General features: G+C 62.3%; 26 protein-coding genes, 1 tRNA gene and 1 other RNA gene. 16 read left to right on the top strand and 12 right to left on the bottom strand.

Features of this window, described 5'->3' with window-relative positions:
• Positions 1-26 precede the first annotated feature (26 nt).
• Positions 27-851 carry a Ku protein gene (locus KTJ77_RS04570; protein WP_217337300.1) on the top strand — a complete coding sequence of 275 codons (825 nt, stop codon included), beginning with the start codon at positions 27-29 and terminating at the stop codon, positions 849-851.
• A 75-nt stretch (positions 852-926) separates the two neighbouring features.
• Here KTJ77_RS04570 and KTJ77_RS04575 read toward each other — a convergent pair whose 3' ends face one another.
• Both KTJ77_RS04575 and KTJ77_RS04580 read right to left on the bottom strand, forming a co-directional pair.
• Complete coding sequence (locus KTJ77_RS04575; RefSeq protein WP_217337301.1) at positions 927-1,658, bottom strand: DedA family protein; 732 nt, start codon at positions 1,656-1,658, stop codon at positions 927-929.
• A gap of 45 nt (positions 1,659-1,703) precedes the next feature.
• A tRNA-Leu gene (locus tag KTJ77_RS04580) sits at positions 1,704-1,785 on the bottom strand.
• A gap of 132 nt (positions 1,786-1,917) precedes the next feature.
• On the opposite strand from KTJ77_RS04580, the gene KTJ77_RS04585 reads away from it, so the two are divergent.
• The 7 genes from KTJ77_RS04585 to KTJ77_RS04615 all read left to right on the top strand — a co-directional run bounded on the left by KTJ77_RS04585 (position 1,918) and on the right by KTJ77_RS04615 (position 6,438).
• Positions 1,918-3,048 carry a CpaF family protein gene (locus KTJ77_RS04585; RefSeq protein WP_367948831.1) on the top strand — a complete coding sequence of 377 codons (1,131 nt, stop codon included), beginning with the start codon at positions 1,918-1,920 and terminating at the stop codon, positions 3,046-3,048.
• 34 nt (positions 3,049-3,082) lie between these two features.
• On the top strand, positions 3,083-3,946 hold the full coding sequence (locus KTJ77_RS04590) for a type II secretion system F family protein (protein ID WP_217337303.1): 864 nt from the start codon (positions 3,083-3,085) through the stop codon (positions 3,944-3,946).
• The gene (locus tag KTJ77_RS04595; protein WP_217337304.1) at positions 3,943-4,890 is read left to right on the top strand and encodes a type II secretion system F family protein; all 948 of its coding nucleotides are present in this window, start codon (positions 3,943-3,945) and stop codon (positions 4,888-4,890) included. Before KTJ77_RS04590 ends, KTJ77_RS04595 begins: the two co-directional genes overlap by 4 nt.
• 124 nt (positions 4,891-5,014) lie before the next feature.
• Positions 5,015-5,194, top strand: a complete 180-nt coding sequence (locus KTJ77_RS04600) for a hypothetical protein (RefSeq protein ID WP_217337305.1) — start codon at positions 5,015-5,017, stop codon at positions 5,192-5,194.
• On the top strand, positions 5,194-5,568 hold the full coding sequence (locus KTJ77_RS04605; RefSeq protein ID WP_217337306.1) for a TadE/TadG family type IV pilus assembly protein: 375 nt from the start codon (positions 5,194-5,196) through the stop codon (positions 5,566-5,568). The genes KTJ77_RS04600 and KTJ77_RS04605 overlap by 1 nt, the downstream gene beginning before the upstream one ends.
• A complete protein-coding gene (locus KTJ77_RS04610; RefSeq protein ID WP_217337307.1) occupies positions 5,540-5,983 on the top strand; it encodes a TadE/TadG family type IV pilus assembly protein in 444 nt (147 codons plus the stop codon). The genes KTJ77_RS04605 and KTJ77_RS04610 overlap by 29 nt, the downstream gene beginning before the upstream one ends.
• Before the next feature lie 44 nt (positions 5,984-6,027).
• Positions 6,028-6,438, top strand: coding sequence for a hypothetical protein (locus KTJ77_RS04615; protein ID WP_254367364.1), 411 nt, complete (start codon positions 6,028-6,030; stop codon positions 6,436-6,438).
• Positions 6,439-6,466: 28 nt separating this feature from the next.
• Here KTJ77_RS04615 and KTJ77_RS04620 read toward each other — a convergent pair whose 3' ends face one another.
• Complete coding sequence (locus tag KTJ77_RS04620) at positions 6,467-6,751, bottom strand: hypothetical protein (RefSeq protein WP_217337308.1); 285 nt, start codon at positions 6,749-6,751, stop codon at positions 6,467-6,469.
• 142 nt (positions 6,752-6,893) lie between these two features.
• Complete coding sequence (locus tag KTJ77_RS04625; RefSeq protein WP_217338335.1) at positions 6,894-8,144, bottom strand: MFS transporter; 1,251 nt, start codon at positions 8,142-8,144, stop codon at positions 6,894-6,896.
• 144 nt (positions 8,145-8,288) lie between these two features.
• Between KTJ77_RS04625 and prfB the strand changes: the two genes are divergently transcribed.
• The 4 genes from prfB (at position 8,289) to smpB (ending at position 12,105) form a co-directional block, all read left to right on the top strand.
• Positions 8,289-9,401 (top strand): peptide chain release factor 2, encoded by a 1,113-nt coding sequence (gene prfB / locus KTJ77_RS04630; RefSeq protein ID WP_217337309.1) that lies wholly within the window; start codon positions 8,289-8,291, stop codon positions 9,399-9,401.
• A 105-nt stretch (positions 9,402-9,506) separates the two neighbouring features.
• The gene (gene ftsE, locus KTJ77_RS04635) at positions 9,507-10,625 is read left to right on the top strand and encodes a cell division ATP-binding protein FtsE (protein WP_217337310.1); all 1,119 of its coding nucleotides are present in this window, start codon (positions 9,507-9,509) and stop codon (positions 10,623-10,625) included.
• Positions 10,622-11,533 (top strand): permease-like cell division protein FtsX, encoded by a 912-nt coding sequence (ftsX, locus tag KTJ77_RS04640; protein ID WP_217337311.1) that lies wholly within the window; start codon positions 10,622-10,624, stop codon positions 11,531-11,533. Before ftsE ends, ftsX begins: the two co-directional genes overlap by 4 nt.
• A gap of 95 nt (positions 11,534-11,628) precedes the next feature.
• On the top strand, positions 11,629-12,105 hold the full coding sequence (gene smpB, locus KTJ77_RS04645) for an SsrA-binding protein SmpB (protein ID WP_217337312.1): 477 nt from the start codon (positions 11,629-11,631) through the stop codon (positions 12,103-12,105).
• A gap of 45 nt (positions 12,106-12,150) precedes the next feature.
• On the opposite strand, the gene KTJ77_RS04650 is transcribed toward smpB, so the two are convergent.
• From KTJ77_RS04650 to KTJ77_RS04660, 3 genes are all read right to left on the bottom strand, one after another.
• A complete protein-coding gene (locus tag KTJ77_RS04650) occupies positions 12,151-13,617 on the bottom strand; it encodes an MFS transporter (RefSeq protein WP_217337313.1) in 1,467 nt (488 codons plus the stop codon).
• A 35-nt stretch (positions 13,618-13,652) separates the two neighbouring features.
• Positions 13,653-15,008: a M20/M25/M40 family metallo-hydrolase gene (locus tag KTJ77_RS04655; protein WP_217337314.1), complete on the bottom strand. Its 1,356-nt coding sequence runs from the start codon at positions 15,006-15,008 to the stop codon at positions 13,653-13,655.
• A gap of 106 nt (positions 15,009-15,114) precedes the next feature.
• The gene (locus tag KTJ77_RS04660; protein ID WP_217337315.1) at positions 15,115-15,783 is read right to left on the bottom strand and encodes an SIMPL domain-containing protein; all 669 of its coding nucleotides are present in this window, start codon (positions 15,781-15,783) and stop codon (positions 15,115-15,117) included.
• Between the two features lie 233 nt (positions 15,784-16,016).
• Here KTJ77_RS04660 and ssrA point away from each other — a divergent pair.
• Positions 16,017-16,384: a transfer-messenger RNA gene (gene ssrA, locus KTJ77_RS04665) on the top strand.
• Between the two features lie 383 nt (positions 16,385-16,767).
• Here the strand turns inward: ssrA and KTJ77_RS04670 are convergent.
• The gene (locus tag KTJ77_RS04670) at positions 16,768-17,355 is read right to left on the bottom strand and encodes a hypothetical protein (RefSeq protein WP_217337316.1); all 588 of its coding nucleotides are present in this window, start codon (positions 17,353-17,355) and stop codon (positions 16,768-16,770) included.
• Positions 17,356-17,535: 180 nt separating this feature from the next.
• On the opposite strand from KTJ77_RS04670, the gene KTJ77_RS04675 reads away from it, so the two are divergent.
• Positions 17,536-17,952, top strand: coding sequence for a hypothetical protein (locus tag KTJ77_RS04675; protein WP_217337317.1), 417 nt, complete (start codon positions 17,536-17,538; stop codon positions 17,950-17,952).
• Between the two features lie 47 nt (positions 17,953-17,999).
• A complete protein-coding gene (locus KTJ77_RS04680) occupies positions 18,000-18,677 on the top strand; it encodes a hypothetical protein (RefSeq protein WP_217337318.1) in 678 nt (225 codons plus the stop codon).
• 32 nt (positions 18,678-18,709) lie between these two features.
• Here KTJ77_RS04680 and KTJ77_RS04685 read toward each other — a convergent pair whose 3' ends face one another.
• Complete coding sequence (locus KTJ77_RS04685; protein WP_217337319.1) at positions 18,710-20,698, bottom strand: BTAD domain-containing putative transcriptional regulator; 1,989 nt, start codon at positions 20,696-20,698, stop codon at positions 18,710-18,712.
• A 110-nt stretch (positions 20,699-20,808) separates the two neighbouring features.
• Between KTJ77_RS04685 and KTJ77_RS04690 the strand changes: the two genes are divergently transcribed.
• Complete coding sequence (locus tag KTJ77_RS04690; RefSeq protein WP_217337320.1) at positions 20,809-21,351, top strand: hypothetical protein; 543 nt, start codon at positions 20,809-20,811, stop codon at positions 21,349-21,351.
• Here the strand turns inward: KTJ77_RS04690 and KTJ77_RS04695 are convergent.
• The 3 genes from KTJ77_RS04695 to KTJ77_RS04705 all read right to left on the bottom strand — a co-directional run bounded on the left by KTJ77_RS04695 (position 21,348) and on the right by KTJ77_RS04705 (position 25,060).
• Positions 21,348-23,423 (bottom strand): heavy metal translocating P-type ATPase, encoded by a 2,076-nt coding sequence (locus KTJ77_RS04695; protein ID WP_254367591.1) that lies wholly within the window; start codon positions 23,421-23,423, stop codon positions 21,348-21,350. The genes KTJ77_RS04690 and KTJ77_RS04695 overlap by 4 nt on opposite strands.
• A 249-nt stretch (positions 23,424-23,672) precedes the next feature.
• Positions 23,673-24,242, bottom strand: a complete 570-nt coding sequence (locus KTJ77_RS04700; RefSeq protein ID WP_217337321.1) for a hypothetical protein — start codon at positions 24,240-24,242, stop codon at positions 23,673-23,675.
• Positions 24,239-25,060: an inositol monophosphatase gene (locus KTJ77_RS04705; RefSeq protein ID WP_367948832.1), complete on the bottom strand. Its 822-nt coding sequence runs from the start codon at positions 25,058-25,060 to the stop codon at positions 24,239-24,241. Before KTJ77_RS04705 ends, KTJ77_RS04700 begins: the two co-directional genes overlap by 4 nt.
• Positions 25,061-25,078: the final 18 nt, after the last annotated feature.

Raw genomic sequence — 25,078 nt, forward strand, 5'->3', positions numbered from 1 at the left:
ACGGCTTTCCCGTGTGTACTTATCCCATGAGGTCAATTTGGAAGGGCGCGATCACGTTCGGTCTGGTGAATGTTCCTGTCAAGGTCTATTCCGCGACGGAAGACCACGACGTGTCGTTGCACCAGGTGCATGCGGCTGACGGCGGGCGCATTCGCTACCAGCGCGTGTGCGAACTCGACGGCGAAGTGGTTCCATTCGCCGACATCGACCGCGCGTACGACGACGGTGAGCAGACCGTCATTTTGACGAAGGACGACCTGGCGTCGTTGCCGGCAGAAAAGACGCGCGAAATCGATGTTCTCGAGTTCGTGCCGAGCGAGCAGGTCGACCCAGTGACCTTTGACCGGCCCTACTATCTGGAGCCCGATTCGGCGTCGCCGAAGGCTTATGTGCTGTTGCGTGAGACATTGAAGCGCACGGATCGTACCGCGATTGTGCGCTTCACGCTGCGGCAGAAAACGCGGCTCGCGGCGCTACGGGTACGGGGCGACGTGCTGATGCTGCAAACCCTGCTGTGGGCGGATGAGGTGCGCGACGTGTCGTTTCCCTCGCTCGATGGCGAGGTGAAGATTTCGGACAAGGAGCTGGAGCTATCGGCCTCCCTTGTCGACGGATTCTCCGCCGACTTCGAGCCGGAAACGCACGTCGACGAATACCAACAGGAGCTGCGCACACTCATCGCCGCGAAGCTCGAATCGGGCGATGCGGTCGACACCGATGCGACCTTCGGGGTGGCGGAGCACCCAGGCGGCGAAGTGATCGACCTCATGGAAGCGCTACGGGCCAGCGTGGAACGCACACGTGCGGCACGCGAAGAGGGCACACCGAAGAAGAAGAAAAAGGTCGGTTAACGAGGCGGAATTACGGGTGAAGCACTTACGTGACTGCCTGGTTCCGCCATCTCGCCCAGTACGCAGGCAGGACGCCTATTCGGCGTCGGTAGTCGGCGCCTCGGAGAGCGGCGCGACGTCAGCCTGGGCGGCCTCTTCCGCGCGTTCCTTCGCCATCTTTCGACGCTCTGCGAAGTAGTGCCATGCGGTCACAATGATGGTCGACGCCACCGCTCCGAGCAGAATGACATCGATGTATTCGGTCACGAAGTCACCAAGACCAGGCACGAATCCGATGCCGTAGCCGATCATCGTGAGGCCGAAGCCCCAGAGCACAGCGCCGATGAAGTTGTAGAGCGAATATCGACGCCAGGGCATGTGACCGATGCCAGCAGCAACCGGGGCGAACGTGCGCACGACAGGCACCCAGCGGGCCAGAATCACGGTGAGACCGCCAAAGCGCTCGAAGAATGCGTTGGTGCGTTCAACGTTGCGTTTACTGAACAAGCCTGAGTCTTTACGTTCAAAGATGGCCGGGCCACCTTTGTGCCCGATGAGATACCCGACTTCGCCGCCGACAAAGGCGGAGAGGCCAATCAGAAGAGCGACCCACCACACGCTCATGCCGAAGACACCGTTTGGTGCGATATCACTCGTGTGTGAGAGCAGGCCTGCCATGATGAGCAGGGTGTCACCAGGAAGGAGGAACCCGACAAGCAAGCCGGTCTCAGCAAACACGATGAAGCACACCACGAGCAAGGCCCAAGGCTGCGAGCTCATAATGATCTCAGCCGGGTCAAGCCACGGAATCAGTGAAAAATCGTGCACCGGTTTCCTGTCGTCATTCAATGGGCAAGGGCCGTATCGCGTCTGTGCGGAAGGTGGGACTTGAACCCACACGCCGTGAGGCACAGGAACCTAAATCCTGCGTGTCTGCCAATTTCACCACTCCCGCGCGAACAATAGTCTAGAGGGTCGGCGTGGGTGGTGTGCACCATTTTGGCAGAAAACTTGGACACTGTGTGTATTCTCAGGGATGCTGTGGAAAGTTTGCACGGCGCGTCGTCACGAGCGTCACAATGCTCGCGTGACAAGTGTGACCGCGACAGTGGCAGAACGGGTGCGTGATCGCCTGCGCAGTGAGCAGTCGAATCCCGCCGATGACCCGCAGCGCGCCTCAGATATTGCGCAGGACGAGGTGCGGTGGCACAACGATATGGCGCTCGCTCGCGGATGGCGGGTGCTTGACGATGAGGCACGTGCCGTGCGCGAGGTGCTTGCCGTGGTCAGCGGATTCGGCCCGCTACAGCCGTATTTCGATGATCCAGAAGTAGAGGAGATTTGGATCAATTCTCCGACGGCTATTTTCATTGCGCGAAACGGAACCCCGACCCAGCTGGATCTGGAACTTACCGAAACAGAGGTGCGCGACATTGTCGAGCGCATGCTCCAGGCAACAGGCAGACGTGTCGATCTGTCACAACCCTTCGTGGATGCTTCGCTGCCTGACGCCCGCGTGCACGTGGTCATTCCAGACATCACACGTAAGCACTGGTCAGTGAATGTACGAAAGTTTCTCAGCCGGTATCGCTCCCTCGATGGGTTGGTGGAGACCGGCTCCCTGCCTGCCGATGTCGCCCGCCGCCTCGCGAAGGCGATGCGCGAAGGCGCGTCCGTCATCGTTTCTGGCCCGACGCACGCAGGAAAGACCACGATGCTTGGCGCGCTGATCGCCGCATGCCCGCGGGAGCATCGCATCATCACCGTCGAGGAAACCTTTGAACTCGCGATCGAGGCACCTGACGTTGTCGCCATGCAGGGGCGTCAGCCGAGCCTTGAGGGTACGGGAGAAGTGACGCTTCGCCGACTTGTCAAAGAAGCACTGCGAATGCGCCCTGACCGCATCGTGGTGGGGGAGGTGCGCGACGCCGAAGCACTCGACCTGCTTCTTGCGCTCAACACGGGTGTTCCCGGCGCGTGCACGGTGCACGCCAACTCTGCCGATGAAGCGCTCAACAAGATCGCCGCACTCACCATGCTTGCCGGCCGCAATGTGGAGCGCGGCTTTGTATTACCGATGCTTGCCGCAAGCGTCGATCTCGTGGTGCACTGCGTGCGCCGCGCTGATGGTTCCCGTCGCGTCGCTGAAATATTGGCACCCACCGGGGTAGATGGCGACGTGATCGTATCGAAATCGCTGTATCGGAGTGGGCCATGACGGCTCATATGCGTTCGTTTCAACGGAGGACGCCATGACCTGGCTCTGGGGACTCATACTGGGAGCTGGGCTTCTCCTTGCCGCATCGCCCTGGTTATGGCCGTCGCCGCCTGAGCCCAGGGCTCGCGTCCGCAGCTCCGGCCCGCTCGTTGCGCTAGCGGCGGAGGCCGGAACCCCACGCCTCGGCCCCGGACTCATCGTTCTGTTGAGCTTGGCAAGCGCCATCGTCGCGGGCGCTGTCGCACTGGTGCTGACTCGGCTCGTCGTTGTTGCGCTGGTGGCCGCGGTTGCAGGGCTTGCGACTCCCATCATGCTGCTGCGCGGTGCCAGGCAACGGAGGCTCCAGTCGCGACGCGCGCTCTGGCCCGATGTCTGTGACCTCCTGGTCGCTTCGACACGTTCAGGCATGAGCCTGCCTGAGTCCGTCGCCAGCCTTGCCGACGTCGGACCAGACCTGTTGCGCCCCAGCTTTCAACGGTTCCGCTCTGATTTTGCCGCCTCCGGTCATTTCGACAGCAGCATCGCGCGGCTCAAACACGAGCTGGCGGACGCGACAGCGGATCGCATTATTGAAACGCTGCGCATGGCCCGCCAGGTCGGCGGCACCGAACTACCGCAGGTGCTTCGCGCATTGTCGGCCGCTGTGCGTGCTGACGTTGCGGCCCGCGGTGAGGTCGCGGCGAAGCAGTCGTGGGTGCGTGCCGCCGCGATCATCGCTGTCATCGCGCCGTGGGCCATCCTCGGGCTGCTGAGCCTTCGACCCGAAGCCGCCCGCGCGTACGCGACGCCAGGCGGCTTCGTGCTGATCATCGCCACCGCGGTGATCTCCGTTGTCGCTTATCGGCTGATGAGTCGTATTGGCCGGCTGCCGGAACCGCGGCGGTGGTTTGGATCATGACCCCGGTGATGACGGCGGCCGTTGCCGTGCTCTTGGGCGGAACGCTCGGTATCGGACTGTGGAGCCTGCTCGCGGCGATTCCTCGCTGGGGAGCGGAACCATTGGTGCGACGGATCGCGCCGTACGTTCGCGACGTGTCAGACCCGCAAGGCACGTCGCTCCCGACGGTGGCACCCACAGACCCTGCGGCGTTTCTGGTGCGTGCTGCCCGCCGCATATGGGCCGGATTCGTGGCGCTCGTAGCGCGCGTATGGGGAGTTTCTGATGCCCTTTCTGCACGCCTCGGTCGTGCCGGGTGGCAGATGACGGCAACCCAATACCGGGAGCGTCAGTTGGGGGTGGTGGTCGTAGCGGCGCTCGTGGGAGCACTGCTGGCCGTCGTCGCACGCCTCGCGGGCAATACCTCACCCGCGGTGATCATTCTGCCGATTCTGGCGGCGGGAGCAGCGGTGCTTGGTGCGGAGTTCTTGCTGTCTCGCGCCGTCTCGCGTCGTCGGGCACGAATTGATGACGAACTGCCGACCGTTCTCGAGTTCTTGGCCCTGTGCCTGTCGGCCGGTGAAGGCCTGTTAGATGCGATTCGCCGCACCGCTGGCGTCGGCGTGGGTGATCTGTCGGCAGAATTGCGTGGCGTGGTACTCGCTGTCGGAACCGGGTCGCCGTTGGCGGATGCGCTCGCGGCATTCTCGGCACGCGTTGATGTGCCCGGGGTTCAACGTGCGGTTGATCATCTTGTCGCGGCGCTTGAACGCGGTGCTCCGCTCGCGGCGGTGCTGAAAGATCAAGCAGCAGACGCGCGGGAAGACCACAAGCGTGCGTTGCTCGAAAAAGCCGGGCAAAACGAAGTCCTCATGCTGGTTCCGCTCGTGTTTCTCATCCTGCCGCTCTCCGTGGTCATCGCGGTATTTCCAGGCATCGCACTGCTGGGCACTGGGTTTCAGTAGCAGGCGCGCTGGTGCGACCGTCACAGCGGCAGGAGGGGCGGGAGCGGCGGGAGCGGCGATGGCGATCCGCAACGCCTGTGGAGAACTTCGGCCGTACCATCCCGGTCACGCGCACAATTTCGTCATGTCGAAGTTCACTCGCGCGATACAGCGCAAACTTTACGATCAGACCGGGGACGTGCCAGGTTGGGTCCTGGTCACACTGATGACTGCTGCTCTCGTCGTCGCACTGTGGTTCTTGGCCTGGCCGGCTTTCGAAGGACTCTTCAATGATTCGATCGAGAACATGACCAACGTCGGCTAATGAATCTGAGATCCGAGCGCGGCTCTGCGCCCGCTGAGTTCGTCATGGTCGGGCTACTCCTGGCCTTTTTGACGCTCGCGATCGTGCAGCTGGCGCTCGGGCTCTATATCCGCAATGTGGTGCACGATGCTGCGATCGACGGGGCATTTCATGCCGCGTTGGCGGACACCTCGCTCGCCGACGGCGAGCAACGTGTCATGACGGTGGTGTCGCGAACGATTAACGTCGATGTCGTGCAAGCGGTGTCGGCGAGCGAGAGCAACGGAACCATCACCATGACCGTGAGCGCAACTCTCCCGTTGCTGGGGTTGTGGGGCGTGCCATATGGGATGGAGTTCAGTGCGCATGCGCCGGTTGAAACGCTTGATCGCTGATCAGCACGGCTCGGCTTCTCTCGAGTTCATTGGTGCTGGCACCCTGTTGCTGGTTCCGCTTGTGTACCTCATCATCGCGCTTGCCCAGATTCAGAGCCACACCTTTGGTGTCGATGCGGCCGCGCGCTATGCAGCCCGCGTGCTCGCGCAAAATCCCGCGGCCATAGAGTCGGTGAGCGGCAATGTCGCCGTGATCGCCCAGCAATATGGTTTGCGAGCCGATCACGTACAGGTGGCGGTTACCTGTGCGGATCCAGGGCCCTGCCCAGTCCCGGGTGCTCTCGTCACAGTCACCGTCACGGCGTACTCGCCTCTGCCGCTGATGCCAGACTTCCTCACGATTTACGGCGGAGCATCGGTAAGTGTGACAGCATCGAGCACTCACCGCGTTTCGGACTATGAGGTCACGCCATGAGCGTGCGCGCCGGAATGCGTTCGTGCGCTCGCGGTGGCAGGTTGATGCGTGACGAGACCGGGTCGATTCTGCCTTTGGTGCTCGGGTACGCGATGATCGCGATTGCACTCATCATCGTCACCACCGCCGTGACCAGCGTCTACATCACGCAGAAGCGAATTGACGGAATTGCGGCGGCCGCCGCGCTCGCCGGCTCGGATGGATTCACTCTCACGGTGGTTGGGGATTCCGCGGTAGCGACGCTGTCAGATGAGGATATTTGGAACCAGGCTACGACCGTTGTGGAAGCGTCTAGCGGTGACGTGGTGCTGGTGAGTGCGCGCACCGACGATGGCGTCACCGCGATCGTCGAGGTGAGCGTGCAGTGGCATCCGCCTTTGGTGTCCATGCTGCTGCCTGAGGGTTTCACGCTGACCTCCACCGCAACGAGTCGCACCGCCCTTGACTCCGATTGAGGCAGCGATATCGCTGAAACCTCCTGCGCTATGCGGATACAGCGAACAGGTACACCAGGAGGACGTAAATGCGGGGCACGACTGTTGCGATGAGAACGCCACCGGCGCCAAGGAAGCCCACAATGGCGAGCATGGCGCCGCGTCTTTCCTCTCCCGCTTTGAGGGCGCGACGCGAAGCAAGCGCCAACGTCACCGCTGCCAATGCCACAATCGTTGCGGGCAACCAGAGGTTAACGAGCACCACAGCCACAGCGGCGAGGACGACGCTCGCGAGTGCGGTGCGGTCGAATCGTGTGGCGGTTGTCGTTGACACGTTTCCCCTATCTGACGCGTGTGAGGTGAACCCGTTTCGATTGCTGGACACGCTACTACACGCTCGCGTGGGGTGCCGGAACCAGACGGGCACGGCATCTTCAAGCAACAAGCCGCGCAGATGGCGCGGCTAGTAGCCCGGACTACTCGCGTCCCTCGGGGCGGGGGACGAAGCGCGGAATGTAGCGGGCGAAGCCGATGGAACCAAAGATGCCCAGCACGCCCATGGCGGCTGCCGCGAACGGAAGTGACGCGGCGGCGGTGATCGCCGTGATGAGAAGCGGAGCGACAGTGGCGCCACCATCGGTCATCATGCGCCATGAGCCCAGGTAAGGAGCGGGGTCGTGCTGCGGAGCGGTATCGGCGCCCAGCGTCAGCAGAATGCCGGAGGAAAGACCGTTGCCAACACCGAGCATCATCGCGAACGCGCCAAACCACATCGTGGCTTCCGAGAGATCATGCGTCAGCGACAGCGCAAGGAAGCCCGCGGCCATCAGCACGGTGGCAGGAAGAGCGGCCCACAGTCGCCCGAACCGGTCCATCACCTGACCGCTCGCATAGAACAGTGCGAAGTCGATGGCGCCCGATATGCCGACGATCAACGCGATCGATTGCGCATCCAAGCCCAGGGAGACACCCCAGAGGGGGAGGAGCGCCTGACGCGCGGAACGAAGACCGGACAGCGACGCCGCCGTGAGGCCAAGGCGGAACAAAACCGCCCGGTGTGTCAGCATCGTGCGGAAGATGCCCTCATGAGCGGCGACGGTCGGGATGCTTCCGGTCGAAATCAGCTCCCCGGTGTCAGCATCATCAGCCGGTTGTTCCTTGACGACCCGCGGTTCCGGCGCGCTCGCGGCAGCAACCTTCTCCGGGTCAGGGCCAAATGTGACGAGTGCGATCACAGCGAGCGTGCAGGCGATGAAAAACCAGATCGACGCATATTCGGTGCCGAAGAGAGATAGCAGTGCCGCGGTCGCGAACGGGCCGATGAACATGCCGAAGCGAAAGGAACCACCAAGCAAGCTGAGGGCGCGGGCGCGGAAGTGAAGCGGAACGCGCGTTGTCATGAACGCGTGACGTGCCAGTCCGAAAGCGGAAGCCGAGAAGCCAATGATGAGTGCCGACAGCATCAGCATGCCGACACTCGGTGCCAGCATCAGTACCAGGGTTCCCGCGAGTGTGACCAACGACGACGCAATCATCGTCAGCCGCTCACCGAACCTCCCCACCGCCCAGCCCGCAGGGAGGTTGCCGCATAACTGGCCAATAACCAGTGCCGTGACGACGAGCGAGGAGGCAGCCAAATCGGCGCCCATTTTTGTCGCGAGCACGGGCAACAGCGGAATCACCGCACCCTCGCCTAAAGCGAAGAGAATTGTGGGGCCGTAGATCATCGGCGCGAACCGCTTGAGAATGTCTCCGGTGCCTGCGCTGTCGCTCACGTGTTGATCCTCACTGCCGACCCGGTGGTTCCGTCAGCTCCACTACAGACTATTGTCGAACGCACCCGGCTCGGTGGGCGGTAGTCTTGATAAGTCATGCTCGAACTTGATTTGTCTTCAGAAATCGCCGCGGTGCGATCCACGTTCTCCGACATCCTTGCCGTTGTCGACGTCGACGCGCTCCAGGCTGAAATTGCGCGCCTCAGCGAGGCTGCCGGTGCGCCCGACCTCTGGGACAACCCCGAAGAAGCGCAGAAGGTCACCAGCGCGTTGAGCCACCGCCAGTCGGAACTCGCCCGAGTGAGCGGCGTGCAGCGACGCCTCGATGACCTTGAGGTGCTGATCGAGCTGGCCAACGAGATGGACGACGAAGACTCCGCCGAAGAAGCTCGCAAGGAGCTTGTCGAGCTGACGCAGGCGATCAACCAGCTTGAAGTTCAGACGCTGATGGACGGCGAATACGACGACCGCGGCGCGGTGGTCACGATTCGTTCGGGCGCTGGCGGCGACGACGCCACCGACTTCGCAGAAATGCTGCTGCGCATGTACTTGCGCTGGGCGGAACGCCACGGATACAGCACCAAGGTGATGGATATGTCGTACGCCGAGGGTGCAGGCATTAAGTCGGCCACCTTCGAAGTCACCGCTCCGTACGCTTACGGCACGCTGTCGGTCGAAGCCGGTACCCACCGCCTCGCCCGCATCAGCCCGTTCGGCAGTGCCGACAAGCGGCAGACAAGCTTTGCCGCCGTCGAAGTTATTCCGGTGATGGAGGAGGCCGTCGAGGTCGACATTCCGGAAAACGACATTCGCGTTGATGTCTTCCGCTCCTCGGGCCCCGGTGGACAGTCCGTGAACACCACAGACTCCGCCGTTCGCTTGACCCACATTCCCACCGGAATCGTGGTGTCGATGCAGAACGAGAAGAGCCAGATTCAAAACCGCGCTGCCGCGATGCGCGTTTTGCAGACGCGCCTGCTGTTGCTTCAGAAAGAAGCCGAGGCTGCGAAGAAGAAGGAGCTCGCCGGAACCATTACGGCCAGCTGGGGCGACCAGATGCGTTCGTACTTCTTGTACGGTCAGCAGCTCGTGAAAGACCTCCGCACCGGCTTCGAACACGGCAACCCGGCAAACGTATTCGACGGCGACCTCGATGGTCTGATCTCCGCCGGAATCCGCTGGCGCAAGCGCAAGGACGACGACGACTAATCCGCCTACCTGCGGCAATCGCTTCGTCTTGTGCAGACAAATGATTCGGCGCGGTTGAGTGTCGCGCATGAATAGACCCACAACGCGGCTTAGGCTCAACAAGCCATGATCCGCTTTGAAAATGTCACCAAGCGCTACCGCGGTACGGCGAAACCCGCCCTCAACGATGTCAGTTTCAACGTTGAACGCGGCGACTTCGTCTTTCTCGTCGGTGCCTCCGGCTCGGGTAAGAGCTCGTGCCTTCGTCTCATCATGCGTGAAGACGTTGCGTCCAACGGTCAGATCCACGTGCTGGGTCATGACCTCAAGCGCATGTCGAGCCGCAAGGTTCCGTACTTCCGCCGCCAGATTGGTTCCGTCTTCCAAGACTTCCGTCTGCTGTCGTCGAAGACGGTCTTTCAGAACGTCGCTTTCGCCCTGCAGGTGACCGGAGCCTCTCGCGCCCTCACCCACACGAACGTTGAGCGTGTGCTTGAACTTGTGGGCCTCACCGGCAAAGAGAAGCGCATGCCTACCGAACTTTCCGGTGGTGAGCAACAGCGCGTCGCGATCGCGCGCGCGATCGTGGGGGATCCTAAGCTTCTGCTCGCTGACGAGCCGACCGGAAACCTCGACCCGGCGACGTCAACCGAAATTATGCGCTTGCTTGCACGCATCAACGCGACCGGAACCACGGTCGTGATGGCAACGCACGAAGCTGGTTTCGTCGACCAGATGAAGCGTCGCGTTATTGAACTGAAGTTCGGTGAGCTGATGCGCGACGAAGAGCACGGTGGCTACGGCGATACGTCGGCCATTCCTCGCCTTGTGCCCGTCAAGGCGCGCGGCGAAGCCTCCGCTGAGGCGCTCGATGCGATGCGCAAGGTGCAACGCGAAGTTGCGACCGGCTCAAGCGCAGGACTTGCTGTTGGCGCAACCGCCGTTGCCGCCGCAGCCGTGGTTCCGAGTACATCCGAAGAGGCCGACGTCGAAGACGTGAAGTCTGATGACGAGACTCCGGCTCTCACCACGCCAGCGGATGTTGACGATGCGGCTCAGCTCGAAGAGGCCGCGACGAGCGCCGAGGATCCTGCGACGGAGGACGCCACGCACGGCGTGACATCTCCGCGTCCGCTCACGCGACCGATCGTGATTCCCGAGATTAACGTCGCCGAACTGGGTGTGGCCGACCGCCTCGGGCTGAGTGATTTTGACGACGATGATGAGGTTGGTCCGACGTCATGAGAGTAGCTCTCGTTCTCTCGGAGGTTCTGCAGGGCCTCCGCCGCAACATCTCCATGGTCATTTCAGTGATCCTGGTGACCTTTGTGTCGTTGACTTTCGTGGGTGCGGCCGTGCTGATGCAGTCGCAGGTGTCGAACATCCGCGACTACTGGGAACAGCGCTCACAGGTCGCGATCTACATGTGCGCCTCGGGATCGACCACGCCGACATGCGTCGACGGCGTCGCAACCGAAGAGCAAATCGACGCCGTCACGGCGTCTCTCGAGGGGGAGACCCTCTCGCCCCTGATCCAAACATTCACGTTTGATAGCCAGGAAGTTTCGCTCGAGAAGTTCCTTGAGCAGTACCCGGACTACGAGGGCTTCGTCGACGCCGCGTCGATGAACGCGACCTTCTGGATCAACCTGAAAGACCAGACGAAGACCGATGTCATTTACGAAGCGTTCAGCGACACGGTCGGTATCGACGAGGTGAAAGACCAGCTGAAATACCTGGATCCGCTGTTCCAGACACTGACGGTCGCCACCTACATCGCGATCGGTGTCGCGGCCCTGATGCTCATTGCGGCCGTGCTGCTGATCGGAACCACCATCAAGTTGTCGGCATACGCGCGGCGCAAGGAGATTGGCATCATGCGTCTCGTGGGCGCGTCAAACCGCTTTATCCAGACGCCGTTCATTCTGGAAGGTGTGGTCTCCGCCCTCATCGGAACCCTGCTCGCCGGCGTCGCCGTCGTGCTTGGCGTGAAGTTTGGTGTCGAGGGATACCTGCGTAATCGCCTCAACCTCGGTGGAGAGTGGATCACGGTCAACGACGCTTTGCTCGTGGTTCCGGTACTTATCGGTATCGGTGTCGTGCTGTCTGCGCTGTCTGCAGGCTTCGCGATTCGTCGCTGGCTCCGCACTTAAGCTGCGTGCCACTGGCAGCAGGCGCGCTTTCCGGTGCTGCGCGCTGATAGACTGACAGGCTCTGTATGCGTGTGCAGAGCTGAAGGAGTGATGACATGGTCCGCGAGCGCGGTGAGAAGCTGATCGCGACCAACCGTCGCGCCCGGCACGAGTACAACGTTGAAAAGACTTACGAGGCTGGTCTGGTTTTGACCGGTACCGAGGTCAAGTCGTTGCGCCAGGGGCGCGCAAACCTCAGCGATGGCTACGCGTACATTGATGGCAATGAGGTGTGGCTCGATGCCGTGCACATTCCGGAGTACTCGCAGGGTCACTGGACGAACCACGCGTCCAAGCGCGTGCGTAAGCTCCTGCTCAACCGCGACGAAATTGTGAAGATTAGTCACGCGATTTCCGCTGGGGGCTACACCCTGGTTCCGCTCAAACTGTACTTCTCTGATGGCCGCGTGAAGGTAGAAATTGCCATCGCCAAGGGTAAGAAAGAGTATGACAAGCGTCAGACGCTACGTGAACGTCAGGACACTCGTGAGGCCGAGCGCGCAATGCGTACCCGCAATCGCATGGGTGAGTAGACGTTAGCTTTTCCGGCCCGACACGACACCGTGTCGGGCCTTTACTTATGCCAGGATGTCGTCGGTTTCGTCGTCATTCTCGTGCGCCCGAGCCGGGTCTTGGAACGCGTTCTTCGGCACGAACAGCAACGTTGCCGCGGCAACGAGGGCGGTAACCCCGCAGATGATCCACACGGTCATGTAACCGCTCAGGCTGCCGGCGGTTTCTGAGCCGGAACCACCCGCAACCTGCTGAAGCAGAGCGATGCCAAAAATGCACGAAGCGATGGCGCCACCCACGGTTTTCACCGAGTTCGTGAGGCCGGTGGCGACACCGGTCTGCGTGGGGGGAGCGGCCGCTGCCGCTGCCGACGGCAGCGCGGCAACCAGAGCTCCCGAGCCGAGACCTGCGAGCACCATGTTCGCGACAACCTGCACATATGTCTCATGGAACGGGACGAACAGCAGGAAGCCGATACCCACCAGAATTGACGCCAGCATCAGAGTGAATCGTGGTGTCATGCGTCGCGCAATAATCGGGTAAACCAGCGCGCCGACGATCATCGCAATCAGATAGATCCCGATGATCAGTGACGTCGCAAACCCCGTGGTTCCGAGCCCGTACCCGACTTCAGCCGGATCCGTGCGTGCAAACGTCGACAGGGGCGCCTGCGCGCCAAGCACGGAGACACCAAACAGGCCAGCCGTGAGGAACACCGGTGCCAGCGTCGGTGAGCGGAACATGCGCACGTCTATGATCGGGTCATCGTGCTTGAGCTCCCACCGTACGAACGGAACAATCAACGCGACACCGAGAACGACGACGCCCCAGGCGAGGGGACTGTCGATGCCCTGGCTACGTAGCATCGCGAGACCGCCCGTGAAGGCGATGAGCGCAATGGAGACAAGCGTGAGACCGACGGTGTCGAGACGTCCGCCTGTCGGGTGGGGTGACTCTTTCACACCAAACAGAATGACGAAGAAGCAGATCGCGACGATGATACCGGGAATCAGGAGCACTGTCGTCAGGGGAAGGGTGTCGACGAGCTGTCCACCGACGAGCGCGCCGGTGATCGCCCCGAATTCGAGCGCTGCGACCAGGATTCCCGCTGATTTCATGGTGACGCTTGAGCGTTGCCCCATCGCACGAGCCCGCGACCAGATCAGCGCGATTTCCAGGGGGAGCCAGACAACGTAGAACCCCTGCAACGCCCAGATCGCGAGGAAGACGGGAAACGACGTGGCAAAGGGCAACGCGAGCGATGCCACGGCCGTCAGCGCGGTGGAGATCAGGAGCATGCGCTTGTGACCGACCATGTCGCCGAGCTTTGCGAATGCCGGAACCACGAGTGCGGAGAGCATAAGCTGAGCGCCTTCGAGCCAGTTGACATCGGCATCGTGCACGTTGAGGGCACGCGCGATATCGGTCAGCATCGGGGTGTAGTACCCCTGCAACACGCCGCTCGTGAATTCAACAAACGCAAGGTAGCCAACGACGCTCGCAAGAGCACCGAGGGAAATGGCGCGTGACATGGGGCTCCTTCGCTCCTATTCGGGTGACACTGACACTATCGCCCGGCGGGCAACGCGGTGATCAAGGCGCGGTGGAACTGTTCGCCGCGTTCGAGCTCGGCGATGTCGATGAACTCGTCGACGCCGTGAATCGCTGCGCGCTGTGCGGTCGACATGAGCAGCGGCGCAAAGCGATACGTCGCGGGGGAGAACGTGTGGAAGTGGCGCGAGTCGGTGGCGGCGAACACGACATAGGGCACGGCGATCGCATCCGGGTGGCTCGCGCGAAGAGCCGTCGCGATCGCAGCGAACTGGTCGTTGTCGGCAGAAGACTCGGGCGACGGGTCGCTTGCCGCGACCACCTCGATCGTGATGAGCGGGTCATTGATGCGCTTGCGGAGGCGTCGGAGGGCCGACTCGGTGGTCTCTCCGAGCGCGATACGGAGATTGACGGTAGCCGCGGCCTGCGAAGGCAACACATTATCGGCGGTACCGCCCGAGAGCATTGTCGGTGCGACAGTCGTGCGAACCATCGCGGCCGGCTCGCCGCCGAGTTTTGCGAAGATCCGTGCGGTGACCGGCGGTAACGCTGCCAGAGCTTTCAGCGCAAAGGCCGATGGGCCGGTCACGCGGTTCGCGAATGTGCTTAGCATGCGGCTGATGGCCCGCGGCGATCGTGCTGGAAACGTTGACGGCGTGAGCCGGTCAACCGCGCGTGAGACGCGCCCAACCGCAGTCAACGGGGGAGGGAATGAGGCGTGGCCACCCTCACCCCGCGCCGTGAGACGGACGGTCATGAGGCCCTTTTCACCGACTCCGATCATTGCGGCCTGACCCTTCACCATCGGCAGTGGGTCAACGACAACGGCACCGCCCTCATCAATCACGAGCCATGGCACGATCTGGCGGCGCTGCAGTTCTTCAGCGATCGCGACGGCGGCGGATCCGAAGGTTTCCTCATTACCCCCGAACGAAAGGTAGACGTCGCGGGCAGGAGTGAAGCCCGCCGCAAGCAGGTTCTCGACCGCTTCCAGGATGACAAGCAAGGGTCCCTTGTCATCGAGAGTTCCACGTCCGAAGACCTTGCCGTCAGCAATCTGGCCGGCAAAAGGTGGGTAGGTCCAGTCGTCGGATTCATCGACCGGAACCACGTCAAAGTGCGCCATGAGAATGACGGGCTGCGCTGCGGAGTTGTTGCTTCGCCACCGGTAAAGGTGGCCCAAATCGTGCAGCTTTTCATGCTCGAGGGTAGCCGCCGTGAGGGGATAGAGCTCGGCGATGAGGTCAATAAACCGGTCGAAATCAGCCGGGCCGCGGGCTTCAAGTTCAGCCGAGACTGTCGGCAACTGGATCATGCGGCTCAGGCGCTCTGCGGAGCCGGGGCGAACGGCGATCTTCGGAGTTTCGGGCATGCTCTCACCCTAGAGCCCGCAGCACCGCCTGTTGAGCGCGGACGCGCAGAGTGGAACCAGGCCGACCGGTGCACGCGCAGCGATCAGGACGAAACGCCCGATGTGGCTAGCTCGCGACGAAGCGTGCCTCGACCGTGGCCGAGACTTCGATCTCTTCGGGTTCGAGGGTGAACGACGGCATCGCGCTGTCGGCCATGGCGCCGCGTGCCGACGCCATCATCATCGGGGCCGGAGCCTTCATCATCATCTCGCGAGACATCATGCCGACGTCAGCAATTTGCTGTGCCTGCACGGTTGCCAAGCCGAGGGCCTCGGCGTATGCCGTCGCCCGGTCGATCGCCACCTGAACGGCCCCCTGGGCCACTGCCTTTTCGGTATCGCGCTCGACGTCGGCGGTGAGCTTCCAGCCGATTCCCGCGATCGCGACGCCGTCGCGTTCGGAAGCGCGTGAGACCCATTCGCTGAGTGCGGAGAAATCTTGCCACTCTGAGACAAGCTGAATTGATGCGTGGTGCACGAGGGGGAGCTGCTTGCCCTTGTCGTTCCACGGACGATCTGCCCAGACGGAAACGCGTTCACTGTTCCACTTGGTGATTGCTCCGCTGGCTGCGGCGGCGCGCAGCTCATCTTGAATGACCGCACCGAGCTGCTGGGCATTTTCAACGACCTCCGCACGGCTCGGACCGTCGAAGCGCACAGCCACCTGTGCAACACCGAGTTCGGCAGCGACAAGCATGCGGTGCTCGCCTCGAACGTTGATGACGACGTCAGTCATGGGGCCTCCTCAAGGCGGTGAACTGCAGTGAGCATAGCGCGCAGGGCCGACAATGGGGCCCGCAAAAGTACGCACTCCGGTTCTGGCAATATGCTCGACTGCCCAGCCGTGGTTCCGCGCTATCGGCGAATAGATTTGGGCCGCTAAGTGTTGTAGTCTGTAATGCTCAGCCACTTCGTGGCGAGCTTTGGTAACTCAACAGTGTGACAGTGGCCATTCCGCAAGGAACGCACGGGGATGATCGGTTTCGACATTGCTTGCGAATCTGCGAGAAGCGGGCCAAGGATGCCGGGTTATCTTGTGAACGCTCCCGGCAAAAACTAAGTGCAGATGCAAAGCGCACTGACTTCGCCCTCGCTGCATAAGCGAGCCCGATAGTCCGTCAGACCGTAGGCGACCCCGCTACGGACTCTGGCGTCATTTAGGGGTCTAGCTACACGGAGGAGTCTGGACTCCGTGCGGGACATTCACAGACTGGGCTTGTCGACTTAGGTGTTTGTGACAAAGGTCGGAGCCGAGTAGAACGCTTTCACAAACTGCGCCCGGAGAAGCCCCAGAGACTCAGTGATGGACGGGGGTTCGATTCCCCCCATCTCCACAAACCGCTGTCACCAGTTGAGGAAGCCCCTCGATCCTTTCACCGGGATTGAGGGGCTTTTCTTTTTCTGAGCACCGGAGACGTGGACATGCTTCAATTCGCTTTGCCCTCGCGAGGCGGGAGGGAAGGAACGTGGATCGGTTTCTGCGCGCGCGTACGCTCTTCGACAACGATTCGAGCCTGCGTTTCACCTGTGGCTTTATACCCATGACGGCGGCGGCCAAGGGCTCGGCCCCAACGCTTTTCCTTCTCCGTCTTCTCGCGCGGCAACGGTGCAACGGTTCCGCCCTCGTTGTCCCAACGTTCGGTTCCCTTACTGTCCGACCCCCGGCCGGTGCTCTGATTTCTTCTCATGCTCGGACGCTACCCGTACTCCCTGTGCGACCTCACAGGCCCGGGTGCGGAGGTAGGGTCTCGACACTCGAAACGTAGCCGGCAAGAGGCGTCACGGTGAGACGAACCGTGGTTCCGGGGCGCAGGCTCGTGCGCAGCGCTCGCTTTCGCACCGTCCATTGCCGCTGCCCACTGGTGGTGGACAGGACGACTTCCGTGCGTACCCGGCGGCGATCAATACCTTGGCCGCGCGCGAAAATCACGTGCTCAAGCTGTTCAGGCAGGAAGTCCAGAAATCGGCGGTCGCTCATGCTCATGACCGTGCCGACAACCGTGCGACTCGTCAAGAGATCGAGCACGCCGATGACGATGCGCACCGCGCCAAGCAGTGCGACGATCGCGGCCGAGACGAGGACGATGACCGCCGTGCCGGAGAGATATCGCAGTGCTTGTGCGTTGTCCTCATCGGCGCTGAGGAGGCGCATGGCGAAGACCAGGAAGAAGATGCTGATCGCGATCTGAACGGCGCCTCGGAGGATCAGTGACAGCGGCGAATAGCCTGACCACGGCCGCAGCGTCATGCCCAGGGTGCGTGACCAGCTGTTCGCTGTTTCCGTGATCCCGGCTTCTGAACTATGCATGCGATACACCCTTCTCGCGGACAGCGCGGATGGAAGCGCGCCTTCTGTCTGGCGACGATACGGCGGCATCTGTCAGTTTTCTGTGTGCCTCGACGGTGCTCACTGTAAGAAAGTTGACAACCGCATGTTTAGCGTTCGTAGTACCGGTGCACACACCGGATAACGCCTTGAGGAGAAAATATGCGAAAACGTGTGGCCCACCTGTCAGCCGTCGTCACCATTGCGGTAGCCATGCTCCTGACCTCCTGTAGCGGTAACGCTGCCGGCGAGAATCAATCGGACACTGCGGCCGTGCCGGGAGCTTCGCAAGCACCGGATTCCGCGAACGATAAGTCGCCTGCACCGCAGGGCGACTATGCGTTCGGTGCCGGGCGAGAGGACATCGCCCGAGCCATCGAGAAAGCATTTTCCAGCCAGAACGCCAAGGCGACGTGGGAAGACGACCTCTTCGTGCTCAGCCTCGACGGTGACGCGGAAGGTGCCATGGCTGGGTACATGCAGTGTCAAACCCTCACGCACCTCCTCAACGAGGACGACGTGACGGCGATTCAATTTCCGAACGGGACGGTGATGTGCGTCGACGCTCTGGCCGAGTAGCCGTCAGCATCGCCCCGTGGCTTGCGTGCGTCGCCGCGTTGGGACTGGTGGCGACGACAGTTGGGTGCGCCGACACCGCAGGCTCCACGCCGAGCCTTTCCCCGACGGCCGTAGCGGGTGGTTCCGCCGCCGCCCCTCAGCCCACGGCGACGACTGACCAGGCGACACCCTCACCATCGCCAACAGAAACAGCGGTTGAGCAAGCCGCACCTGCCTGTTTGATCGGGACGTGGAAACTCCGCAACGAATCCTTTCAAGCGGCCCTTACCGAGATCATGCTGGGCGCGGCTGACATGCCGGCAGACATTCGGGCTGCTGCCACGATCACGCTGTCTGGTTCCAGCTTCATTCGCTTCGATGGCACCGATATTTATGGGGCGTGGCAAGACGACTTCACCATCCAGATGGCTTTTGACGGCCATCAGGCCACGCACACGATCTCCTCATCAGATGTGGCCACATATGAGGCCGATGACAACTACCTCTGGGTCACCGACTTCCAACAACTGCACTGGGAAGCAGAAATGAACCTCGACGGCATGGTGTCGGTCTCGGCCGAGTCAGAAAACCCCGTCGCGAGCATCAACTTCTTCGACTACAGCGGACACGGCCCCGCATTCGATCGCGAAATGGTCGACGGTGCCGCGAAATACGACTGCAGCGCCGAAACGCTCGTGCTACATGCCGACGGGGGAATGACGGCTGATTTCTCCCGGGTTCCGTAGCCGGGCGGAACCATGGGCTGACGACGCGCGCACTACACGGAATCGGAGTGCATGACCCCGAGTGATGCCATGAGCTCGCGATACTCGTTGCGCGCAGCTTCCGCCTGCCCGAGATAGCCCAAACGCGTCAGTGCATCGATCACACCCTCGTGTGCACGTTGGTCGTAAGGGTCGTAGGAGAGCAGGCGCCGGTAGATCGCGAGTCGCGCATCGTGCTCATCATCGTCATGGAGAAGTTCTGCTAAGCCGTGCGCTGTCGCGAAGAAAGCGAGGTGAACCTCACGGCGCAGATCTGCCGCCCACACTTCTTGGAGGTCTTCATGCATGGGTTCGCCACTGAAGCGCTCGAGAATGCTGCTGAGCTGATCACGTTGGCGTGATCGCGCCGTGGCGGCGTCGATTCCGGGCGTTGGGATGAGGGCGGCTGAAGCGCTGGCGAGGAAGGTTTCGACATCGATGTCGATGAGGTCTCGCTTGAGTCGAATAAGGCCGTCACGGTGCTCCACATAGGCGTCGCGTGGTAAGCGAGAATGCGGGTCAAGAGCGCGGCGCACGGCGGTCGCCGCGACGGAGAACCGGTTAGCGAGAAGGTGCGGCGCTGTTCCCGGCCACAGCATGTCCATGACGGTCTCTCGGCTGATCGGCGCGCCACGCCTGGCCACGAGAATCTTCAGGAGTGCCCGAGCCTTGCGCGATTGCCAGCGAGCAACGATGCCATCACTTGAGGTCACAGAGAACTCATCGAGCACGGCGATCCGGGGTTTTTGGGCGTCGAGCGCTGCCGGAGGCGGTTGCGGGTGAATCATGTCCAGCGTGCGTGAGGCTAAGCCCTCGACACCAGGCAAGTGCAGAGCACGCGCGGTTGCAGCCGCTTCTTCTGCGAGCCGGGAGGCCTCTTCCGCGGCGTGCTCTTCGCCGGTCTGCAACAGCAAATCAGCCAACTCACGCTGCGCCTCGGCGAGCCACGGGTGTGCTCCCGTGCGCGCCGCCACATCGCACGCCTGTCGCATGTACATGACGGCAACGTCATGCTGGCCAAGAGCAATCGCAGTCAGCGCCAACGGGCGCGCGACCGTTCCCCAACAGGTCACACCGAGGCCGATGGTGACGAGCCGGTCGCTGAAAGGAACGAGCGCATCGTGGAGTTGCTTGGCGATCGAGTGGACGCCCAACTCGCTGGCGACGTCAGCCAGAATGCACGCGGTCGCCAGCCAGTTGCGATCAACCGGAAGAGTATCGATCGTCGCGAACGATTCCACCAGCGCACGTGCCGCGCTTCGTCTGCCCTGACGTAACCAAATCCAAGCCAGGCTCGCAGCCCAAATGGGTTCGTGTGGTGCGAGCTGACGCGCCTTCAAAAATGCCGGCTCGAGATCGGTCGCGCGCCCCTGCGCCCAACGAATGATGGCCAACTGTCCGACAAGCACGGTCTCCGCATCGGGGTCGGCCTCCGCGAGGGCGAGTGCATACGCTTCGTTGGCTAATCGTTCTGCATCAGGCAGACGACCATCGAGGGTTGCTTGCAGACACCGGAACCAGGTGGCTTGTCGACTGGAGTCAAGCCACCCGAATTGCGACATCAGAGGGCTGACTGGGCTCAACGCCTGATCGAGCTGAGTCACCATGCCAAGTTCGGTGAGGGCCGCCAGGTGGAGAAGATAGGCGATGGGCACAAACTCGGCTTCACCGGAGTCCTGTGCGGTTTTGAGGATCTCTGTCGTCATTTCCAGGCGGCGCGGTGTCGATTCACACGATAGATCAACGATGCAATCTGCCATTAATGACCATGCCTGCGAGATGATGTCGGCGGCCTTGTCTGCCGCGATGGAAGCGTGTGAAGCCGCTTGCTGGGCGACCTCGGGCTCGGTGAAGATGCTTGCGGCCGCGACGATCGCATGTAAACGGGTTTGCGCAGCAAAATCTCGCTGGTCGACGCGACTGAGCAGGTGTTGCGTGATCTGCTGTTGCTCGAATACATGGGTGCCCGAGAAATGCAGCGTGAACTCCACCGGTGAGGACATGCCCCCAACATAGCCGAGCCGCAACCGCGCTTTAAGGAGACTGTAAGCGCGACAGCTAGCGTGAGGGCAGGCTACGGATGCATGGGGCGCCGAGCGGAGAGGCCATTTGTATGTTGCGTAGGAGCATTGTGTTGTCGGGTGTCGTTGCAGCAACGCTGTTGTTCGCTGGATGTGCGGCGGGGGAGCAGCCACCGACGAAGAACCCCGAGCCGCAAGCGACCGCTGGTGACCCGAAGACTGGTTCCGATGATTCGAAAGCCGATTCCAACACCACGCAAACGACAGCTGAGGGCGAGGCGACATTCACGGTGAACGACCGCGAGTTCACCGTCGCATTGGCGATGTGCTCGGTTTACCCGAGCGGCGAGATCCTGATGCATGGCCCCGCACAGGAGACCGACTCCGACGTTGTTGGATACTTCGACGGCGATGTCTCCCAGCTCGACGGTACGAGCTTTGGCACGTTCCGCATCAATATCGGTTCCACCGGAAAATTCCAGTCGTCTGACGATTTCTACGCGTTCGGCAACGCCATGGGCGGATCGATGGAGATCACCGAACTCGGTTCCAGCTACCAGGTCGTTGCCGCGGCGTGGGATGGCAACGGTAGCGACCTCGGTGAAGCCGACATGGTGTTCCGCTGCGCGAACTAGGCCGCGGAACGCGCGAAATGTGTGAGATCGATGCGCCGCAGCAACTGAGCGTTCGCGGCGACCACGACGGTTGACAGCGACATGAGGATTGCGCCGAGCCACATCGGCATGTCAATGCCCCAGCCAGAGAGCACGCCAGCAGCGAGCGGGACCGCAATCAGGTTGTATCCGGCTGCCCACCACAGGTTCTGCTTCATCTTGCGATAGCTCGCGCTCGACAGCGCAATCACCGACAGCACAGCGCGCGGGTCATCGCTCGCGAGGATCACTCCGGCGGAACCAATAGCGACGTCGGTGCCAGTACCGACGGCGAGGCCGACGTCGGCTTGCGCGAGCGCGGGGGCATCGTTGACGCCGTCGCCGACCATCGCCACTCGGTGACCCTCGCTCTGGAGCTCCTGAACTTTCGCCGCCTTGTCTTCTGGGCGCACACCGGCAAATACGCGGTCGATGCCGAGATCCGCCGCAACCGACTCGGCGACGGCGTGCGCGTCTCCGGTGATCATGACGACGGTGATGCCGCGGTCGTGCAATGCCCGCACGGCATCGTGTGACTCGGGGCGAATCTCGTCGGCCAAGCGGAGGGCACCTGCGACACCACCGTCGACGATGACGTGCAAAACAATCGCGCCCTCTGTCACCCACGCGTCGGTGTCGCTGAGGGGGCGCAGGTGCTCTTGCTCGAGCAGGTAGGGGCCACCGACCTGAACGGTTTCGCCATCGACGTGCGCGCGCACGCCCACCGCAGGGGAAGAAGAGAAGTCAGCGGATGACGGAACCATCAGCTCGCGTTCGGCCGCGGCACGCACGATCGCGCGAGCCAGGGGGTGCTCGGAGTCATTCTCAGCACCGGCGGCGAGAGCCAAGAGCCGGTCTTGTGTCATGGTTCCGGTCGTCAGAACAGCGGTCACCGCAGGCGTTCCCTTGGTGAGTGTGCCGGTCTTGTCGAAGATGACGGTGTCGATCGTGCGCATGCTTTCCAAGGCGAGGCGGTCTTTGACGAGAATGCCGCTGCGGGCAGCCTTTTCGGTCGCGATTGACACGACGAGCGGAATGGCGAGACCGAGAGCGTGCGGGCAAGCGATCACCAGGACGGTGACGGTGCGGATGATGGCATCTTCTGGCGACCCAATGATGCTCCAGACGATTGCGGTGACGACGGCCGCGGCGAGAGCGAACCAAAACAGCCACCCGGCGGCACGGTCGGCGAGCCGCTGCGCCTTCGACGATGATGCCTGCGCGTCGGCGACGAGGCGACGGATGCCGGCGAGAGCCGTGTCGTCTCCAACAGCGGTGATCCTCACGCGCACACCAGAATCGGTGGCGACGGTGCCTGCGACAACGCGATCGCCCACATCGCGGCGCACGGCCATCGATTCGCCGGTAATCATGGATTCATCCATCGACGCGGAGCCCTGCACGATGTCGCCGTCGGCGGGCACGCGTGCGCCGGGGCGCACCACGACAACATCGCCCGCGCTGAGTTCGCTGGGGGATACCGTCGTGATGTCGTCGCCATCGACACGCTCAGCCTCGTCGGGCAGGAGTGCCGCGAGTGAGTCCAGCGCTGACGTCGTTTGTGCGAGCGATCGCATTTCGATCCAGTGACCGAGAAGCATGATGACGATGAGGAGGGCCAGCTCCCACCAGAACTCAAGTTGGTGACTCAGGATGCCCAGAGTCGCACCCCACGACGCGACAAACGCGACCGTGATGGCGAGACCGATCAGCAGCATCATTCCGGGTTTGCGCGCCGTGATTTCATCGATGGCGCCGGTGAGGAACGGTGCACCACCCCACACATACATGACGGTGCCGAGGATCGCTGGAACCCAGGTGAGGGAGGCGGGTATGGAGTAGCCGATGATCATTGCGAACATGGGCGACAGCGCAATCGTCGGAATTGCGAACGCGAGCATAATGAAGAACAGGCGGCGGAATTTCTCGCTGTGCCCCGCATGGTCGCCATGGCCCGAGTGCCCGTCGTGACCCGCATGCCCGTCGTGACCCGCGTGCATGGTGTGAGCGTCATGGTTCGCGTGGTGCGCACCGTGCGTTTCGTGATCTGCCATCGCGCGGTGTGCGCTCACGTGGGGCTGCGCGCCCGCATGGTGGCTCATCGGCGTGCTGTGGTGATCGTGGCTACTCATGAGAGTTTCTCGTCTCCGGGGGTTCGTTCGACCGTGTCAGCTCATGCAACACCATACCCCCCGGGGGTATTCCGTACAAGACTGAAATCTCACCTTGATCAGCACGATTGGACGCATCAAGAGAAAGGCCGCCGACGTGAGTCGACGGCCAAAAGGCAGGTGATTACCGCGTCAGCGCGGCCACTGCAGGAGTACCAAGCCCTGCTTCGTGTCTGCGTAGCTCACCGAGCCCTCGACGAACTTGTAGGTCATGCCGTAGCCGTTTTCGTCGACGACAGCGGAACGGTCCCCGGCCGTGATGTAGACGACGTCATCCTTCACTTCGCGCGTCCAACCCTGAGCTACGAGCGCGTCCTGCATTGCCGTCGCCGTGGCGTCGTCGATGGGTGACCACGCGTAAATCTGGACAGACTCGCTCGAGTGTGATGCATAGTCGCCCCACGTGCACTGGATGCTGTCAGGCAGCGGAGCATCGACACCGAACAATTGCGACTGCTGGTAACTCCAGCCCATCTCCTCAAACTGTGTAACGAGCGTCGCGGGGAGAAGGTTCTCGCACGTCGCAGCCTCGGGGTCAGCCGTCGGCTCGGGGGGAGCGGTGTTGGAGCCGGTGCCTGGCTGTGCGGTTATGGTCGGTGCCGGAGCGCTTGTCGACGTCGCGGGCGCTGGCGCGGGGGACGAGCATGCCGCTAGTGCTCCGGCGAGGAGGAGAAGCGTGGCCGTGCCCGCGGTGCGCTTCATGACGCGATCGTGCTTCCGCCGTGCAGAAACGTGAGGTATGTGTCGTGCAGTACACCGTTCGTCGCCAGCGAGGACTGCTTCGTGATTGATTCTTCGCCGTCGAAGGCGGTCATGCGGCCGCCGGCTTCGGCGACGATCGGAACCACGGCTGCAATATCGTAGGGGGCAACGCCGAACTCTGCGACGAACTCGAGACGCCCCTCGGCCAGTTGCATATACGGCCAGACGTCGCCGTATCCGCGGTCGCGCCACACCGCGCGGGTGAGCCGGATCAGGTTATCCAGCTCGCCTGCTTCGTCCCACTGCTGGATGCTCTGAAAGCTGATGCTCGACTTTTCCAGCGCGGAGACGTCGGAGACGTGAATCTGTCGGGATTCTGCCCCCGGAGTGTTCGTCCACGCACCGGATCCCGTCGCAGCCCACCAGCGTCGGCCAAGTGCGGGCTGGCTGACGACGCCCACCTGCGGCACGCCGTCGACAGCGAGGGCAATGAGAATGCCCCACATTGGCAAACCGCGCATGAAATTGTGCGTGCCGTCGATGGGGTCGATGATCCACTGGCGGGAGCCGGTGCCTTCTGTGCCGAACTCCTCACCCAGAATGCCGTCGTTCGGGCGCTCGGCCGAAAGGATGTCGCGGATGGCGCGTTCGGTGGCGATATCTGCGTCCGTCACGAAGGTCGCGTCGGCCTTCTGATCGATGGCGAGGTCGGCAGAATTGACTCGTGCCATGGCGACGACATCGGCGGCATCAGCAATACGAAGGGCGAGCGCGAGATCATCGGCGAACAGCGCGGAAGCGGCGGTGGGGGAGGTCACGAATCAAGGGTATCCTGG

It is taken from the genome of Microbacterium sp. NC79 (assembly GCF_019061125.1).
Lineage (GTDB): Bacteria > Actinomycetota > Actinomycetes > Actinomycetales > Microbacteriaceae > Microbacterium.

Bases quoted from the DNA above. Each gene is read 5' to 3' on its own strand.
- smpB (WP_217337312.1), top strand. From the start codon at position 11,629: ATGGTCCGCGAGCGCGGTGAGAAGCTGATCGCGACCAACCGTCGCGCC.
- KTJ77_RS04690 (WP_217337320.1), top strand. From the start codon at position 20,809: ATGTTGCGTAGGAGCATTGTGTTGTCGGGTGTCGTTGCAGCAACGCTG.
- KTJ77_RS04675 (WP_217337317.1), top strand. From the start codon at position 17,536: ATGCGAAAACGTGTGGCCCACCTGTCAGCCGTCGTCACCATTGCGGTA.
- ftsX (WP_217337311.1), top strand. From the start codon at position 10,622: ATGAGAGTAGCTCTCGTTCTCTCGGAGGTTCTGCAGGGCCTCCGCCGC.
- KTJ77_RS04650 (WP_217337313.1), bottom strand. From the start codon at position 13,617: ATGTCACGCGCCATTTCCCTCGGTGCTCTTGCGAGCGTCGTTGGCTAC.
- KTJ77_RS04605 (WP_217337306.1), top strand. From the start codon at position 5,194: ATGAATCTGAGATCCGAGCGCGGCTCTGCGCCCGCTGAGTTCGTCATG.
- KTJ77_RS04610 (WP_217337307.1), top strand. From the start codon at position 5,540: ATGCGCCGGTTGAAACGCTTGATCGCTGATCAGCACGGCTCGGCTTCT.
- KTJ77_RS04685 (WP_217337319.1), bottom strand. From the start codon at position 20,698: ATGTCCTCACCGGTGGAGTTCACGCTGCATTTCTCGGGCACCCATGTA.
- KTJ77_RS04655 (WP_217337314.1), bottom strand. From the start codon at position 15,008: ATGCCCGAAACTCCGAAGATCGCCGTTCGCCCCGGCTCCGCAGAGCGC.
- KTJ77_RS04570 (WP_217337300.1), top strand. From the start codon at position 27: ATGAGGTCAATTTGGAAGGGCGCGATCACGTTCGGTCTGGTGAATGTT.
- ftsE (WP_217337310.1), top strand. From the start codon at position 9,507: ATGATCCGCTTTGAAAATGTCACCAAGCGCTACCGCGGTACGGCGAAA.
- KTJ77_RS04660 (WP_217337315.1), bottom strand. From the start codon at position 15,783: ATGACTGACGTCGTCATCAACGTTCGAGGCGAGCACCGCATGCTTGTC.
- KTJ77_RS04670 (WP_217337316.1), bottom strand. From the start codon at position 17,355: ATGCATAGTTCAGAAGCCGGGATCACGGAAACAGCGAACAGCTGGTCA.
- KTJ77_RS04600 (WP_217337305.1), top strand. From the start codon at position 5,015: ATGTCGAAGTTCACTCGCGCGATACAGCGCAAACTTTACGATCAGACC.
- KTJ77_RS04700 (WP_217337321.1), bottom strand. From the start codon at position 24,242: ATGAAGCGCACCGCGGGCACGGCCACGCTTCTCCTCCTCGCCGGAGCA.
- KTJ77_RS04625 (WP_217338335.1), bottom strand. From the start codon at position 8,144: ATGATCTACGGCCCCACAATTCTCTTCGCTTTAGGCGAGGGTGCGGTG.
- KTJ77_RS04695 (WP_254367591.1), bottom strand. From the start codon at position 23,423: ATGGCAGATCACGAAACGCACGGTGCGCACCACGCGAACCATGACGCT.
- prfB (WP_217337309.1), top strand. From the start codon at position 8,289: ATGCTCGAACTTGATTTGTCTTCAGAAATCGCCGCGGTGCGATCCACG.
- KTJ77_RS04595 (WP_217337304.1), top strand. From the start codon at position 3,943: ATGACCCCGGTGATGACGGCGGCCGTTGCCGTGCTCTTGGGCGGAACG.
- KTJ77_RS04590 (WP_217337303.1), top strand. From the start codon at position 3,083: ATGACCTGGCTCTGGGGACTCATACTGGGAGCTGGGCTTCTCCTTGCC.
- KTJ77_RS04615 (WP_254367364.1), top strand. From the start codon at position 6,028: ATGCGTGACGAGACCGGGTCGATTCTGCCTTTGGTGCTCGGGTACGCG.